The following is a 14,949-nucleotide window of genomic DNA, read 5'->3' as shown; positions in this document are numbered from 1 at the left end:
CATTCCGGGATGGTGCGTTAGCACCAGACCCAGAATCTCGAGATTCTCAGGTGCGCAATTGCGCACCATAGTTCGATGCTGCGCATCGCCCCCGAATGACATCCCATCACGGCCGCGTCGACATATTCGTTGGCGGGCCCACGTTGCGAATCGGCTCTGCCAATCGCGCGAACTCGCACAGCAGCGAACGCGTCTTGCGCGGGTCGATCACCTCCTCGACCCAGAATTTCTCGGCAGAGCGGAACGGCGAGCGCAGCTTGTTGAGGCGATCCTCGATCTCTTTCAATTTCGCGGCCGGATCATCCGACCCGTCGATATCGGCGCGGTAGGCGGCCTCGATGCCGCCTTCGAGCGGCAACGAGCCCCAATAGGCCGACGGCCAGGCATAGCGCATCGAATAGCGGTTGGCCGGCTGGTGCACGACGCCGGCGACGCCGAACGCGTTGCGCACGATGATGGTGCACCAAGGCACGGTCGACTGGTTGACCGCCGCCATCGCCCGCACGCCGTGGCGGATGGTCGCCGACTTCTCGGCCTCGAGCCCGATCATGAAGCCCGGGCAATCCATTAGGTAAACCACCGGCAGATGGAAAGTCTCGGCGAAATCGACCCAGCGAACCACCTTCTGGCAGGCTTCCGCCGTCCACGACCCGCCATAGTGGAAAGGATCGCTGGCGAGCAGTAGCACCGCGCGGCCCTCGAACCGGGCAAGGCCCGTGACGATCGGGCGACCGAAATTGGCGTTCACTTCGAAGAACGAGCCCTTGTCGACAACGGCGTCGATGATCGGGCGCATCTTGTAGACCTGGCGGCGATTGCGCGGCACCGCGTTCAACAGCGATTCTTCCGCGCGTTCGGGATCGTCGCTGCAGGCCGTGGTCGGCGGCAGGTCGTATACCGAGGACGGCAGATAGGACAGAAAACGCCTGGCGCGTTCGAACGCCTCTTCCTCGGTATCGACGGCATCATCGACGCCGCCGGCGCGGGTCTGGATCTCGGCGCCGCCAAGCTCCTGCTTCGTCAGGTCCTGGCCGAGGCGTTTTACGACCGGCGGGCCTGCGACGAACATCGCGGAATTTCGGGTCATGACGGAATAGTGGCTAGCGGCAAGCCGCGCCGCGCCAAGGCCTGCGACCGAACCGAGCCCGAGCGCGACCACGGGCACCCGCGCCATGTTCGCCGTCGTGAACCAATACCAGCGCGTGCCGCCGACCCCGCCGGGCAGATTCGCAGCGCCACGCGTCTCGATCGTCTTCACCGAGCCGCCGCCGCCCGAGCCTTCGATGACGCGGATAATCGGCAGGCGGAAATCGTGCGCCATCTCCTCGGCCATCAGCGGCTTGGCCGAGATCGAGGCGTCGGCCGAGCCGCCGCGCACGGTGAAATCGTCGCCGACGACAACCACGGTGCGGCCGTCGACCCTGCCGCGGCCGAACACGCAGTTTGCCGGCGTCAGGTGCTTGAGTTCGCTGTTTTCGTCGTATTCGGCGATGCCGGAAATCGCGCCGATCTCATGGAAGGAATTCTTGTCGATCAGTTTGTCGATGCGCTCACGAACCGTGAGCCGGCCCTGGTCATGCTGGCGCTTGACCTTGTCAACGCCTCCCATCTCGCGCGCGAACGCTTCGCGCCGAGCGAGCTCGTCGAGCTCCGGCTTCCAGTTCATTCGTATCCTCCGTCTTGATGATCTTGTTGTTATTATGGGCCGGCACCGGAAGCGGCTTTCTTTCGATCCGGTTGGCGAAGATGTCGCCCTCGGCGCCTTCCAGCAGGCCGCCGATCGCGACGCCGAGTTCGAGCATCTGCGGCGCCACTTCCCGGTGCAACCGCTCCTCGTCGAACATCGCGGCGAGAAGGCCGATCGTCACGACGACAAAGGTTTGATATTGCGGCGACCACACCGGCACCGCGCACCCGTTGATATGCGGGCTCCAGGTGCCGCAGCCCACGACATAGCCCTGTTCGCGCAGGTGGCGGCGGTTGTCTTCGATGCGCGGCTTCAACTGCGCCGCATTTTCCGGGATCTCGCGCTCCATTTCGGCGATCAGGGCATCGCCGACGTCGGTGTCGAGCGCTGCGGTGTAGGCAAAGCCGGCCGCGGTGCTCGTCATCGAGATGCGGCTGCCGGTGCCTTCGTGCAGGCCGAGCGCGTTCGCCGCGCGCGCGAATTCGAGATAGACGAGGTGATAGCGATCGGGAATCACGAAGCCGACGGTGCCTGGCAATTGATCGGCGACGTCCTGCAGACGCAGCCTGATCAGATTGCGAAGCTGCAACCCCCTCATCATCGAGGTGCTCATCGCCACCGCGCTTGGACCGATGCGGTATTTCTGGTCGCGCGGTAGATAGACGAGTTGGCCCATCCGCGTCAGCGTGTGAGTGAGCCGCGATACCGTCGACCGCGGCAGACCACAGCGGCTGGAAATTTCCAGATTGCCTAGTCTCGCTTCATGACCCTCGAAGCAGCGCAAGACGTCGAACGCCCGCGACACCACCTGGATCACGTCACCCTCGCCCGCCAGATCGCTGGCGAGCATTCCCTGTTTGCTAAGCCTTTCCGAGCGTCTTCCCATTGTTATGGCTCCATGGCCTAATTCCGCCCTGCGGAACAAAATTCCACTTGCAGAACAAACTACCTCAGGCAATCTGCGGCCACAACAAAAAGCCGTTCACGAGGACAGCCTGTCCGTCAGACGGTCCCGGGAGAGCGGAAATGCCAGAGATCAAGATTGTCACCGAAGTCGCCGGACGCGTGTGCGCGCTTCCCGTCGCAACTGGTGGCAATGTCGGCGACGGCGACGAGATCGCTTTCGTCGAAGCCATGAAGATGGAAATTCCGGTCACGTCGACGACGGCCGGAAAGATCAAAGCCATCCTGGTCAAACTCGACGACGTTATCGCCGAAGGACAGGTTGTCGCGATCATCGAAGCTTAACCGGATCACGGCATAAACTTTTTTGGAACGAGTTCCGCGACAATCTGTCCAGCTCTGGTATTGACGTGTACGCACGTGACGTTGCCATCGCCAGCCGCCGATGACATGATCGACGCTAACGAGAGAATTTTCGCATAGCGAAACAATCTGAGGGGAAAATTATGATCTACCGCTTGAAGGCGCTCGCGCCACTCGCCCTTGCAGGCATCTCATGGCTGACCTTGCCGGCGGCTCATGCGGAAGACGTCAAACTGCCGCCGACCATGGTGGTCACCGCCTATGACACCGGCACCGCGGGCTTCAACATCGCCGTCGGCGTCGGCAAGATGATGAAGGACAAATACGGCACCGATGTTCGCGTGCTGCCCGCCGGCAATGACGTGGCGCGACTGGCGCCGCTGCGCGCCAAGCGCGCGGCCATGTCCGCGATGGGTTCCGGCACCTATTTCGCCCAGGAAGGCGTGTTCGAGTTCGGTACCAAGGAATGGGGCCCCCAGCCCCTGCAGCTCGTGCTGTCCACGGTCGATTGCAACGCCGCCACACTCGGCGTCGCCAAGGATTCCGGTGTGACCGAGATCAAGCAGCTCAAGGGCAAGCGCGTGGGCTTTGTGGTGGGTTCGCCGGCGCTGAATCAGAACGCGCTCGCCATCCTGGCTTTCGGCGACCTCAAGCAAAGCGACGTCAAGGTCGTCGAGTTCTCGAGCTACGGCGCGATGTGGAAGGGCATGATCAACAACGACGTCGACGCTGCTTTCGCCACCACCATCACCGGCCCGGCGAAGGAACTCGAGACATCACCGCGCGGCATCATCTGGCCGCCCTTGCCTCATAACGACAAGGCCGGCTGGGAGCGCGTGAAAAAGGTCGGCTCGTTCTTCTTCCCGCACGTCGCGACCTGCGGCGCCGGCATCTCCAAGGACAAGCCGATCGAGCTCGGCAACTATCCCTACCCGATTTTCATGGCATACGGGACGCTGCCCGCCGACGAGGTCTATGCCATCACCAAGGCGATGATCACGGGTTACGACGCCTATAAGGATTCCGCGCCGGGCGCGGCCGGTCTTGCGGCCGACCGCCAGACCAAGAACTGGGTGGTTCCGGTGCATCCGGGCGCCGCCAGGGCGCTGAAGGAAGCCGGTCAATGGACCGACGCGCAGGAAGCCTACAACAAGGAATTGCTGAAGCGCCAGCAAGTGCTGGCCGCCGCATGGACGGACTACGGCAAGTCCAGCCCGCCATCGGATGACAAGGCGTTTCTCGAAGGCTGGATGAAGGCGCGCGCCGCGGCGCTGGCAAAGGCGAACATGCCCAACGGCTTTGAATAGCGCTGCCTTACTCGCCTGGGGTCTAAGGCGAATACCGTCTAGGGGGAATGATGTCACCTGCTGCGAGTGATAGCGTAGCCGCGTCTGCAAAACGAATTGAGTTCGACGACCCGCATGCCAACATGCAGGAAGCCGAACTCACGCGGGTGCGGACATTGCGCGGGGCGTGGCGCTGGACGCTGGTGGTTGCAACCGCGGTAACCATCCTGCTGTGCATCAACCAGCAATTCTCCCTGCGCTTCTTCCTCGGCTACACCCAGCTCAACACCGAGTATTTCTATCTCCTGATCGCGCTGATGCTGCCGTTCACGTTCCTGATCTTTCCGGGGACCGGGAGCGCGCCGCTCGATCGAATTCCATGGTATGACATCCTGCTGTTTGTCGCCAGTTTCGCCTGCGCAATCCTCCTGATGCGCAGCGTCCGCAAGGCGGCAGAAGCCGGTTGGGAATTCGGCGGCGCGCCTACCTACGTGATCGTCGCCGGCGTCATCATGTGGGTCGTGCTGATGGAGGCGTTGCGGCGCACCGGCGGCTGGAGCCTGCTGCTGAGCGTGCTGCCGTTTACGGTGTACCCCCTGTTCGCCGATGCGACGTGGCTGGGGCCGTTTCGCGGCACCCAATCGACGCTCGAACAAGCGACGGCGTATCACGTGCTTTCGGGCGAAAGCCTGCTCGGCATCCCGATTCAGGCCTTCGCAGATACCGTGATCGGCTTTCTGGTGTTCGGCACGGCCCTGATGATGACGGGCGCCGGGAAATTCTTCATCAACCTGTCGTTTGCGATGTGTGGCACCTTCCGCGGCGGCGCCGCCAAGGTCTGCATCTTTGCTAGCGGCCTGCTCGGCATGATGTCGGGCTCGATCATCTCCAACGTGCTGACCGCCGGCACCATGACCATTCCCGTCATGAAGAAGAGCGGCTTCCGCGCCTCCTATGCCGCTGCGATCGAGGCCTGCGCCTCGACCGGCGCCGTGCTGGCACCGCCGGTGATGGGCGCGACCGCGTTCGTCATCGCGCAGTTCCTCAACGTCAGCTACGCGGACGTCGCGCTTGCTGCGATCATTCCGGCGACCCTCTACTACATCGGCCTCTTCATGCAGGTCGATTCCTATGCCGCCCGCCACGGGTTGAAGGGCATTCCGCGCGCCGAGCTGCCGAAGGTATGGGACACGATCAAGGACGGCTGGTACTACGTTTTCGTCATCGCGCTGCTGATCGTGATGCTGCTCTACTTCAAGCGTGAGAGCCACGCACCGTTCTACGCCACTGCGCTTCTTTTGGTGCTGAACCAGCTCTTCTCCAAGGAAACCCGCTGGACGCTTGCGACGATCAGCAAGTTCCTCGAGGTCAACGGCCGCACATTCGTCGAGCTGGTCGGCATCCTTGCCGGATGCGGGCTCTTGATCGGCGCGTTCTCGATGACCGGCGTGGTCTCGAGCCTCGCCAACGACCTGTTGCGGATCGCCGGCGACAACGCGCTCCTGCTGCTCGTGATGTGCGCCTTCACCAGCCTCGTGCTCGGACTCGGGCTGACGACGACGGCCTGCTACATCTTCCTCGCCATCCTGGTGGCGCCTGCGCTGGAAAAACTCGGCCTCAACCGCATGGCCGTGCACATGTTCATCTTCTATTGGGGTATGCTGTCCTCGATCACGCCGCCGGTCGCCATCGCCTCCTTTGCCGCGGCCGGCATCGCCGGCTCGCCAGCAATGAAGACGGGGTGGGAATCGATGTGGGTCGGCAGCATCATCTATTTCATCCCGTTCTTCTTCGTGTTGAACCCGGCACTGGTGCTGCAGGGACCAAGCCCGTATCTCGAAGGGCTCGGACTGATGGCGCTGGCGGGCTTCGGCACGCTGTTCATCTGCGGCGGCATTCAGGGCTATCAGGTCTTTGTCGGCGATCTCAGAGCCGCCGGCGCGTTGGAATGGCCGCTGCGGATGTTGTTCGTAATTGGTGGCTTCGTGGTGGCGACGCCGGGCGGTGGGATCATGCCGCTCTCACAATGGCAGATCACCTCTCTTGGAGTGGCGATCCTGATCCCGACCGTTCTGATCGCGCTCGTGCTGATACGGCGCCAGACTCTGGTGTCGGACCAGTTGCGCGCACCCTGATTGCGTTGCACAAGAAGAGGCGATGAAACCATTGCCTCTTCCGTTCACGGCAGGCCCCGCGACCTGGACCAGCTCGAAGCCGCCCTTGCTGCGGTTCCTGCGCGCGTGCCACGCCGAATTCGCTGACGAAACTAGTGGCGCGGTCGCCGACTACATCCCTGAGCTCGGCAAGGCGGACCCTGCCCATTTTGGCATCAGCCTCGCCACCCTCGACGGCCCTGTCTACGAAGTCGGCGACACGCAGGTCCCCTTCACCATTCAGTCGATGTCAAAGCCCTTCGTGTTCGCGCTGGCGCTCGACACCTTGGGGGCGGCACGGGTCGAGAGCGTCATCGGCGTCGAGCCGTCGGGCGATCCCTTCAACTCGATCCGCCTCAACGCCGAGAACCATCCCTTCAACCCGATGGTAAACGCCGGCGCGATCTCCTGCTCCGGTCTGATCCACGAGGCCAAGGGCGATGCGGCATTCGAATACATCAGACAGGCGTTGGGCCGGTTTGCCGGGCGCGAGCTCGACGTCGACGATGCCGTCTATGCTTCCGAAAGCGCGACCGGCGACCGCAACCGGGCGATCGGCTACCTCCTGCGCACCAACGCGGTGATCAAGGAGAACGTGGCCGCCGTGCTGGAGGTCTATTTCCGGCAATGCGCCATCCTGGTGACGGCGCGTGATATCGCGGTGATGGCAGCGACGCTGGCCAACCGCGGCATCAATCCGGTGACCGGCGAGCAGGTGATGACGCCATATGCCATCTCGCGTACGCTTTCGGTGATGACGAGCTCCGGCATGTACGATTATGCGGGAGAGTGGATCTACCGGATCGGCATCCCCGCCAAGAGCGGAGTTGGCGGCGGCATCCTCGCGGCGCTCCCGGCGCGGCTCGGGCTTGGCAGCTATTCGCCAAAACTCGACAAGCACGGCAACAGCGTGCGCGGCATCAAGGTCTGCGAGGCGCTGTCGTCGCATTACGATCTGCACATGCTTAATCGCAGCGACGACGCGCGGACCAGCATCATCGCCGATTACGACATCGGCAACAGCCCCTCGCGGCGCGTGCGGCGCGCGCAGGAGCAGAACATCCTCGCCGCGCACCACCAGGATGTCCGTGTCATCGAGCTGGTCGGGACGCTGTCGTTTTCCAACGTCGACTACGTCTCGCGCCAGCTTGCGGCCAGGCCCCGCCCGCAATTGGTCATTTTCGACCTGCGCCGCGTCACCGCCATGACCCGCGCCGGCGCCCGCCTGCTCGCCGAGGAATTCCGCGAGCTCGCCGCGCACCACGTCACGGTGGTTCTGTCCGGCATCAGGCGCTCGTCGCCGGACTGGAAAGCGATTGCGGAATGGACCGAAGGTCTCACCAATATCCGCAACTATTACCTGCTCGACGCCGCCATCGAATGGGCGGAAGACCAGCTCGTCTATCGCTACGGCGGCGCCATCGACTTCTTCGAGGCGACCGAACTCTCCGAGCAATCGCTGCTGGCGGGGCTGACGGAGGAGGAATTGACCGATCTCGCCTCGCGCACGTCAATCCGGACCTGTCAAACCGGCGAGAAGATCATCTCCGCCGGCGATCTCGCCGCATCGCTGTTCTTCTTGCGGAGCGGCGCAGTCCACGTCACCCTGCCCGACGGCGTGAGGCTGGCGACATTGACGACAGGCATGCCCTTTGGCGAAATGGCGCTGCTGGAGCCGCAGCGTTCCGCCGACGTGCTGGCCGACATGGCTGCGACCGCGTATGAAGTTTCACTCAGCGATTTCGAGCGCTTCCGGAAACAGCATCCGCGCGCCGGCGAGCGCATCATGCGCAACCTTGCGCAATTGCTGGCCGATCGCCTGATCCTCGCCAACGCCAAGCTGGACCTGCTGACGTCGGGGTAGACTAGATTTGGGGCACGGTCACGGCCGCATGGTTCGAGACGCCCGGCGCTGCCGGGCTCCTCACCATGAGGGTCTTAGATTCGTATCCCGGATACGACACTGCCAGACCTCATCCTGAGGAGCATCGCGACGCGATGCGTCTCGAAGGATGAAGCCACGGTGCCTACCCCGCTTTGCCCCGCCCGTTCTTTTCGGCGGCGCGGCGCAGCGCTTCGGCGAGCGCGCCGCCCTGCTCCTGCGGCTTGCGCGGCGACGACGACGTCATCGACGCCTTGGAATACTCGCGCATCTTGCTGTCCGACAGCTTGGGGCCCTTGTCGCCGATTTCGTCGTCGAGCCGCAACGTCAGCGCGATGCGCTTGCGGGCAACCTCGACTTCCAGCACCTTGACCTTGACGATGTCGCCCGGCTTCACCACCTCGCGCGGGTCCTTGATGAAATTTTTCGACATCGCCGAGATGTGCACCAACCCGTCCTGGTGGACGCCGATGTCGACGAAGGCGCCGAACGCCGCAACGTTCGTCACCGTGCCTTCCAGGATCATGCCGCGCTTGAGATCCTTGATCTCCTCGACACCCTCCTTGAACACCGCGGCCTTGAATGCCGGGCGCGGGTCGCGGCCGGGCTTTTCCAATTCGCGCAGGATGTCAGTGACCGTCGGCAGGCCGAAGGTTTCGTCGACAAAGGCCTGCGGCTTCAACTGTCGCACGACATCGGCATTGCCGATCAGCGCCTTGATGTCGCTCTTGGTCGCGGCGAGAATCCGGCGCACGACTGGATAGGCTTCGGGATGCACGCCGGAGGAATCCAGCGGGTCTTCGCCATTGTTGATGCGCAGGAAGCCGGCGCATTGCTCGAACGCCTTGGGTCCGAGCCGCGGCACTTCCTTGAGCTCCTTGCGCGACTTGAACGGCCCGTTGGCGTCGCGATGCTGCACGATGCTTTGCGCGAGCCCCGCACCGATGCCCGACACCCGCGCCAGCAGCGGCGCGGAAGCGGTATTGGCATCGACGCCGACGGCGTTGACGCAGTCTTCGACCACGGCATCGAGCGAACGCGCCAGCTTGGCCTCGCCGAGGTCGTGCTGATACTGGCCGACGCCAATTGCCTTCGGGTCGATCTTGACGAGTTCGGCGAGCGGGTCCTGCAGGCGCCGCGCGATCGACACCGCGCCGCGCAAGGTGACGTCGAGCTCCGGCAGCTCTTCCGATGCAAAGGCCGAGGCGGAGTAGACCGATGCGCCGGCCTCCGACACCACGATCTTCGACATCTTGAGATCCGGCAGCAGCTTGACGAGCTCGGTCGCCAACTTGTCTGTCTCGCGCGAGGCGGTGCCGTTGCCGATCGCGATCAGCTCGACGCGGTGCGCGACCGCGAGTTTTCCGAGCGTCGCCAGTGCCGCATCCCATTGCCGCTGCGGCTCGTGCGGATAGATCGTCGTGGTCGCCACCACCTTCCCCGTCGCATCGACGATGGCGGTCTTGACGCCGGAGCGGTAGCCGGGATCCAGCCCCATCGTAACGCGGGCACCGGCGGGTGCCGCCAGCAGCAGGTCGCGCAAATTCGAGGCGAACACGCGCACGCCCTCGGTTTCGGCCGCAGTCCATAGCCGCATCCGCAAGTCGATATTGAGATGCACCTGGATCTTGGTGCGCCACGCCCAGCGCGCGGTCTCCACCAGCCAGCGGTCGCCCGGGCGCTTCTGATCGGTGATGCCAAAGCGCTGCATGATCTTCAGTTCATAGGCGCTGGGGACGCCGGCCTCGGGCACATTCGCCTCGGGCTGCATCTGCAGCTCCAGAATCTCTTCCTTCTCGCCGCGGAACAGCGCAAGGATGCGGTGCGAAGGCAGCTTGTGCAGCGACTGGTTGAAATCGAAATAGTCCTTGAACTTCTCGCCTTCGAGCTTCTTGCCCTTGCGCACGGTGGAGATCATCAGCGCGCTGGTCCACATCTCCTCGCGCAGCCGTCCGATCAGGTCGGCGTCTTCGGCGAATCGCTCCACCAGAATGGCGCGGGCGCCTTCGAGGGCGGCTGCGACGTCCGCCACCTGCTTTTCGGCGTCGACGAAGCCCGCCGCTACAACCGTTGGGTCGTTCTGCGGCTGGGTCAGCAACAGCTCGGACAGCGGCTCGAGTCCGGCTTCCTTGGCAATCTCGGCCTTGGTGCGGCGCTTCGGCTTGAAGGGCAGGTAGATATCTTCCAGGCGGCCCTTGGTGTCGGCCGCCATAATCTGTGCTTCCAGCGCGGCATCGAGCTTGCCCTGCTCGCGGATCGAATCAAGGATCGCCACCCGACGCGCTTCGAGCTCGCGCAAGTAAGTCAGGCGCTCCTCCAGCGTGCGCAACTGCGCGTCATCGAGCCCGCCGGTGATTTCCTTGCGGTAGCGCGCCACGAACGGCACCGTGGCGCCGCCGTCCAGCAGTTCGACCGTCGCCGCGATCTGCTCCTCGCGAACACCAAGCTCTTGCGCAATCTGTCGATTGATATTTGCCACGCGACCTCTTTCCAAAGCCGATTGCGGCGGGAGGACCGGCCGCGGGGACGCCGCTTATGGACCATCTCGGATCGATTTTTCAACCCGCCGCACGAAAGAAATTGATCTGTGGATCGGCCCATCGATCAACAACGGCACGCGGGATTCGCAAGGGAAAACATGCCGAGATAGGGGTGGATTGATGGCCTGGTAATGTGTAAACGGGCGCTCCCTCCCGGAGCTCCCATGTCGATCTGCGGTCTTGATTTCGGAACGTCGAACACGACGCTCGGCACCATGGAAGGCCGGGCGCCGGTTCTGATGGCGCTGGAAGCGGCGCACAGCACGATTCCCAGCGCGATCTTCTATGAGGCGGATGGCGGCGTTCTGATCGGCCGCAGGGCCATGGAAGCCTATGTCGAAGGCACGGCCGGCCGCCTGATGCGCAGCCTCAAATCCGTGCTCGGCACCTCGCTGATCGAGGAAACCACCCGGCTAGGCCGAGCGCGGGTCAGCTTTCGCGATGTGATTGCTTATTACCTCGGCGCGGTCAAACGTCGCGCGGAACAGGCTACGGGCCGCCAACTGCGCCATGTCGTCCATGGCCGTCCCGTGCATTTCGTCGATAATGCGCCAGACGCCGATCGCAAAGCGGAACAAACCCTGCGATCGATTGCGCAGGGGATCGGTTTCGAGGAGGTCACGTTTCAATTCGAACCGATCGCGGCGGCGCTGGACTATGAGCGGCAAATCACTTCCGAGGAACTGGCATTGATCGCCGATATCGGCGGCGGCACATCGGACTTTTCGATCGTGCGGCTGGGTCCCGAACGCCACGGCAAGGCTGATCGTACAGCCGATATTCTCGCCAATGATGGCGTCCGCATCGGTGGCACCGATTTCGACCGTCAGCTCAGTCTCGGCGTGGTGATGCCGCTGTTCGGATTCCGCAGCGCCATGAAGCGCGCCGGGCTCGACGTGCCCTCGAGTTATTTTCACGACCTCGCCACCTGGTCGAACATCAACCGCATGTATGAGCCGCGCGTGATGGCCGATATCCGCCAGGTACGGCAGCAGGCGGCCGAGCCGGAACTTCTCGACCGGCTGATCCGCGTGGTCTACGAGCAGCGCGGCCATACGCTTGCAATGGAAATCGAGGATGCCAAGATCGCCCTGTCCGAGAAGCGGCGGGCGGACATTCCGCTGGAGTGGGTTGTCCCCGGGCTCAGTGCCAACATCGGCCGCTCCGATCTCGTCAGCCATACCAGGCAGTTGGCCGACCGCATCGCGGCGCGCATCAGGAACTGCTTCGTTCAGGCGGGACTGGCCGCTGAAGACATCGACTCCGTGTTCCTGACCGGCGGCTCGGTAAAACTCGCCCATGTCCACAAGGCGATCACCCAAGCCGTGCCGTCGGCCCGCGTCGTCGAAGGAGACATCTTTGGCGCCGTCGGCAAAGGACTGACGCTGGAGGCGCTACGGCGATACGGCCCTGCGAATTGAGATCAGCGGTTCGCGGACCCAGCCGCTGCTCACCCCACCACTTCCGTCACCGGCTGCATGTCGATGGCAAAGGTTTCCAGAAACTTCGACGTCATGATGTAGAAGCCGACCGAAAGCTGCAGTTCGACCAATGCGGCCGGCGTCAGCTTGGCGGCAATCGCGTTGAAAGTTGCGTCCGTCGGCTTGTGACGCCTAACGATCTCGTCGGTGAAGGCGAGCGCGGCGCGCTGCACGTCGTTGAAGCAGGTCGCCGCTTCCCAGTTTTCCAGCGCCTCGTTCTGCTCGTCGGTCACGCCGACGTTCTTCCCAATTCGCTTATGGGCGACGATCTCGTAAGGCGCCTCGCACAGGATGCCGGTGCGGGTGATGGCGAGCTCGCGCACGATCGGGTCCAGTTCGCCCTTGTGCCTGATGGCCCCGCCCAGCCGGCAGTATTGTTCGAGGTAGCTCGGCGAGTGCGCCATCATCCGGAAGATGTTCGCATTGCGGTTTTTGCCGAGCAGTTCGCGGGTGCGATCGTTGTGCTTGGCAGGATCGCTATATTCGATGCGGGCCATTCGTCACCTTGGGCTTTGGATTTTCTGATTTGCTGACAGAGAGATCATGCACTGCAGCAGGGAGCCGATCAACCGTCGAAACGTTGCTGTCGCAGGTGGGGCCTACGCTCAAGCCGTCAAACACGCTCCAAAAAACTCCCTTTCTCGTGCACAAACCGGCTGCGAGCGAGCCAAATTGCCGCCTCAATGCTGGTCGATTCTCGGGACTGTCGATATTCGCTGAGTGGGGACTCAAAAGAGCGAATACTCGTCGCGGGGTGTTCCGAGTAAAACCAGACTGAGCTCATCAGGCCTTCACGGGCAAGGATGACTCATGCCCAAGTCTAGGGAGTTAGGCATGAAGGAAGCCACCAGGAAGGCGGCCTCGGAAGCGCTTGCGCAGATGCTGGCGGTAACAGCGATGCTCGTCATCGCCAGCGTTGTGTTCTACTGGCACTGAATGTTGACGCGTCGAAGCACTCAGATTTTTCACCCGTTCCGCGTAATTCTGGGTTGCTTCGTTGCGTGAGCATTGCGCCTGACAGTCACCTCGTTTTCTCGAAATACGGGACCAACCTTCCCGCAAACAGCCGATAGCTCGCCGTAACTTTGTCGCCGATCGCAAGATCATTGGCGCCATGGGCCATCATGCGAAAGCCCTCGGCCGCATCGACCAGCACGATATTGTAGGGAACGTGGGCGCGGGTTTCCGGCGTCGCGGCGCGGCAGACCAGCGACGTCGCATAGACCATCGCTCTCCCGCTGGCGCGCTTCTCGACCGGATCAGGTGCGCCACAGGCGGCGCAGAAGCTGCGGTGAAAATACTGCGCCTTCCCGCAAGCGCCGCAGGATTGATAGACGATGGCCTCGGCGCCCTTGGTCCAGTCGGCGAGTTTTTCGCTCATCGCACCCGCTCCAGGAACATGCTGACGTGTGACGACAGCACGCCGCCATCGCCATGCAACAGCGCGATCGAGGCATCGCGAACCTGCCGGGGGCCGGCACGCCCGGTCATCTGCAGATGCGTCTCGACGAGATGGGCCATCGCGCCACCGACGCCGCAATGGCCGTAGCTCAAGAGACCGCCATGGGTATTGAGCGGCATGGCGCCGTTGCGGCCAAAATGCCCTGCCCGCACCCGCGCGGCCGCCTCGCCGCGCCGGGCAAGGCCGAGATCCTCCAGCAGCATCGCCAGCGTGATGGTGAAGCTGTCGTAGACCGCGGCGTAACGCACGTCCGAGATCGCGAGACCGGACGCGGCCTTGGCCTTGGCGACAGCGATTTCGGCACCGAGTTCGCTTAGAGCGGGCATGGCCGTGACGTGCTGATGGGTATGCGCCTGCGCGCAGCCACGCACGCGAATGCCGGTCGAGCCGGTGCGCTCGCGGCTGACGACGAACGCCGCGCCGCCATCCGACACCGGGCAGCAATCCAGCAACTTCAGCGGCATCGCCACCGGCTTTGAGGCCATTACGTCGGCCACGGTGATTTGTTCGTGGAACTGGGCACCGGGATGGGTCAGGGCGTGGGCGCGCATCAGAACCGCGAACTCGGCGAGATCTTCCTCGGTGACGCCGTATTCGTGCATGTAGCGCGAGGCGACGAGGCCGTAATAGGCCGGGATGGTCGGCCCCAGCGGCACCTCGTAATCGGGGTGGCCGACCTGCGCCAGCGCCTGGATCGAGGCATCGCGGCTCTGGCCGGTGAGACGGTTTTCGCCGCCGACCACAAGCATGTGCCTTGCGACACCAGCATCGACCAGATGGTGCGCCAGCATGGTCATGGCGAGGCCGGTGGCGCCGCCGACCTGCACGGCATGTGCGTAGGATGGCTGGATTCCAAAATGCTCGGCGAACACGGTTGCGAGCATGATATGCGGCGACACTGTCGAGTAGCCACAAAGAATGCCGTCGAGCTCGGATCGCTTCAGCCCGGCGTCGGCAATGGCAAGCTCGGCCGCCTGGCTCATGAGATCGAGCGAGGACGAGCCTTCGTGCTTGCCATAGGACGTCAGTCCGACGCCGGTGATGAAGCTCATCCTGTCACCCCGCTCGAACGCAACGCGCTCGGCATGCATAGATCGTCATTGCGAGCGAAGCGAAGCAATCCACTTCTCCGTGCGGGGATAGATGGATTGCTTCGTCGCTTCGGCGCAAAATTGCTCTGCAATTTTGTCGC

The 14,949-nt window shown here is 63.3% G+C and carries 11 protein-coding genes; 5 read left to right on the top strand and 6 right to left on the bottom strand.

Annotation, left to right across the window (positions count from 1 at the left end):
- Window positions 1–106 precede the first annotated feature (106 nt).
- Complete coding sequence (locus V1273_RS14690; RefSeq protein WP_334410048.1) at window positions 107–1,666, bottom strand: acyl-CoA carboxylase subunit beta; 1,560 nt, start codon at window positions 1,664–1,666, stop codon at window positions 107–109.
- Window positions 1,596–2,573, bottom strand: a complete 978-nt coding sequence (locus tag V1273_RS14685) for an IclR family transcriptional regulator (protein WP_334410047.1) — start codon at window positions 2,571–2,573, stop codon at window positions 1,596–1,598. Before V1273_RS14685 ends, V1273_RS14690 begins: the two co-directional genes overlap by 71 nt.
- 140 nt (window positions 2,574–2,713) lie before the next feature.
- Between V1273_RS14685 and V1273_RS14680 the strand changes: the two genes are divergently transcribed.
- The 4 genes from V1273_RS14680 (at window position 2,714) to glsA (ending at window position 8,256) form a co-directional block, all read left to right on the top strand.
- Entirely contained in the window at window positions 2,714–2,935 is a 222-nt protein-coding gene (locus tag V1273_RS14680; RefSeq protein ID WP_057846297.1) for an acetyl-CoA carboxylase biotin carboxyl carrier protein subunit, read from the top strand.
- Between the two features lie 161 nt (window positions 2,936–3,096).
- Window positions 3,097–4,260: a TAXI family TRAP transporter solute-binding subunit gene (locus V1273_RS14675; RefSeq protein ID WP_334368316.1), complete on the top strand. Its 1,164-nt coding sequence runs from the start codon at window positions 3,097–3,099 to the stop codon at window positions 4,258–4,260.
- A 50-nt stretch (window positions 4,261–4,310) separates the two neighbouring features.
- Complete coding sequence (locus tag V1273_RS14670; protein ID WP_334410046.1) at window positions 4,311–6,374, top strand: TRAP transporter permease; 2,064 nt, start codon at window positions 4,311–4,313, stop codon at window positions 6,372–6,374.
- A gap of 22 nt (window positions 6,375–6,396) precedes the next feature.
- Window positions 6,397–8,256 carry a glutaminase A gene (gene glsA, locus V1273_RS14665; RefSeq protein WP_334410045.1) on the top strand — a complete coding sequence of 620 codons (1,860 nt, stop codon included), beginning with the start codon at window positions 6,397–6,399 and terminating at the stop codon, window positions 8,254–8,256.
- 163 nt (window positions 8,257–8,419) lie between these two features.
- On the opposite strand, the gene V1273_RS14660 is transcribed toward glsA, so the two are convergent.
- Complete coding sequence (locus V1273_RS14660) at window positions 8,420–10,753, bottom strand: Tex family protein (protein ID WP_334410044.1); 2,334 nt, start codon at window positions 10,751–10,753, stop codon at window positions 8,420–8,422.
- A gap of 225 nt (window positions 10,754–10,978) precedes the next feature.
- On the opposite strand from V1273_RS14660, the gene V1273_RS14655 reads away from it, so the two are divergent.
- A complete protein-coding gene (locus V1273_RS14655) occupies window positions 10,979–12,235 on the top strand; it encodes an Hsp70 family protein (protein ID WP_334410043.1) in 1,257 nt (418 codons plus the stop codon).
- A 29-nt stretch (window positions 12,236–12,264) separates the two neighbouring features.
- Here V1273_RS14655 and V1273_RS14650 read toward each other — a convergent pair whose 3' ends face one another.
- The 3 genes from V1273_RS14650 to V1273_RS14640 form a co-directional block, all read right to left on the bottom strand.
- A complete protein-coding gene (locus V1273_RS14650) occupies window positions 12,265–12,792 on the bottom strand; it encodes a carboxymuconolactone decarboxylase family protein (RefSeq protein WP_213285960.1) in 528 nt (175 codons plus the stop codon).
- Between the two features lie 524 nt (window positions 12,793–13,316).
- Window positions 13,317–13,676, bottom strand: coding sequence for a Zn-ribbon domain-containing OB-fold protein (locus V1273_RS14645; protein ID WP_334382567.1), 360 nt, complete (start codon window positions 13,674–13,676; stop codon window positions 13,317–13,319).
- Window positions 13,673–14,809 (bottom strand): thiolase family protein, encoded by a 1,137-nt coding sequence (locus tag V1273_RS14640; RefSeq protein WP_334410042.1) that lies wholly within the window; start codon window positions 14,807–14,809, stop codon window positions 13,673–13,675. The genes V1273_RS14645 and V1273_RS14640 overlap by 4 nt, the downstream gene beginning before the upstream one ends.
- Window positions 14,810–14,949: the final 140 nt, after the last annotated feature.

Source organism: Bradyrhizobium sp. AZCC 1721, assembly GCF_036924715.1.
Lineage (GTDB): Bacteria > Pseudomonadota > Alphaproteobacteria > Rhizobiales > Xanthobacteraceae > Bradyrhizobium.
The sequence above is the reverse complement of the archived record's forward strand: the minus strand, read 5'-3'. Positions and strand labels throughout refer to the sequence as shown.